Source organism: Sediminibacterium goheungense, from assembly GCF_004361915.1.
Lineage (GTDB): Bacteria > Bacteroidota > Bacteroidia > Chitinophagales > Chitinophagaceae > Sediminibacterium > Sediminibacterium goheungense.
Window position 1 is genome coordinate 1 of sequence record NZ_SNWP01000003.1, and the last position, 1784, is coordinate 1784.

The following is a 1784-nucleotide window of genomic DNA, read 5'->3' on the forward strand; positions in this document are numbered from 1 at the left end:
GCGAACATCAGTACGATCACAGCTACAACAGCGAACATCACAACAGCGAATATTACGAACCTGACAGGTTTAACGAATATCAGCATCACAGGAACGATCAGTGCGGGAACGGTGAGTGCAACGAATGTGAATGGAGGTAGTGGAACCTTTGATAATATCACTGTAACGGGTAATATCGTTGGTGGAACGATCAGTGCAACACTTAACGCCGGTACACAGAATAGTATTACGAACCTGGCGAATGTTCAGAACATCACTGCAACCGGTACAATCAGTGCAGGAACTTTGAGTGGTAGTCTGTCAACATCAGCACAGAACTCAATTACGAACTTAGCGAACATCAGTACGATCACAGCTACAACAGCGAACATCACAACAGCGAATATTACGAACCTGACAGGTTTAACGAATATCAGCATCACAGGAACGATCAGTGCGGGAACGGTGAGTGCGACAAATGTGACCGGCACGGGTGGAACCTTTGATAATATTACTGTAACGGGTAATATCGTTGGTGGAACGATCAGTGCAACACTTAACGCTGGTACACAGAATAGTATTACGAACCTGGCGAATGTTCAGAACATCACCGCAACCGGAACGATCAGTGCAGGAACTTTGAGTGGTAGTCTGTCAACATCAGCACAGAACTCAATTACGAATCTGGCGAACATCAGTACGATCACAGCTACAACTGCGAACATCACAACAGCGAATATTACGAACCTGACAGGTTTAACGAATATCAGCATCACGGGAACGATCAGTGCGGGAACGGTGAGTGCGACAAATGTGAATGGAGGTAGTGGAACCTTTGATAATATCACTGTAACGGGTAATATCGTTGGTGGTACGATCAGTGCAACACTTAACGCTGGTACACAGAATAGTATCACGAACCTGGCGAATATCCAGAACATCACCGCTACGGGAACGATCAGTGCAGGAACTTTGAGTGGATCATTAAGTACAGGTGCACAGAACTCAATTACGAATCTGGCGAACATCAGTACGATCACAGCTACAACTGCGAACATCACAACAGCGAATATTACGAACCTGACAGGTTTAACGAATATCAGCATCACGGGAACGATCAGTGCGGGAACGGTGAGTGCGACAAATGTGACCGGCACGGGTGGAACCTTTGATAATATCACTGTAACAGGTAATATCGTGGGTGGTACGATCAGTGCTACTTTGAATGCTGGTACACAGAATAGTATCACGAACCTGGCGAATATCCAGAACATCACTGCAACCGGTACAATCAGTGCAGGAACTTTGAGTGGATCATTAAGTACAGGTGCACAGAACTCAATTACGAATCTGGCGAACATCAGTACGATCACAGCTACAACAGCGAACATCACAACAGCGAATATTACGAACCTGACAGGTTTAACGAATATCAGCATCACAGGAACGATCAGTGCGGGAACGGTGAGTGCGACAAATGTGACCGGCACGGGTGGAACCTTTGATAATATCACTGTAACAGGTAATATCGTAGGTGGTACGATCAGTGCTACTTTGAATGCTGGTACACAGAATACAATCACGAACCTGGCGAATATCCAGAACATCACCGCTACGGGAACGATCAGTGCAGGAACTTTGAGTGGATCATTAAGTACAGGTGCACAGAACTCAATTACGAATCTGGCGAACATCAGTACGATCACAGCTACAACAGCGAATATCACAACAGCGAATATTACGAACCTGACAGGTTTAACGAATATCAGCATCACGGGAACGATCAGTGCGGGAACGGTGAGTGC

At 45.9% G+C, this 1784-nt stretch carries 1 protein-coding gene; it reads left to right on the plus strand.

Annotated features, from left to right (window positions below; genetic code table 11):
- The coding region (locus BC659_RS16735) for a beta strand repeat-containing protein (protein ID WP_162847302.1) at positions 1-1784 on the plus strand (1784 nt) is incomplete at both ends.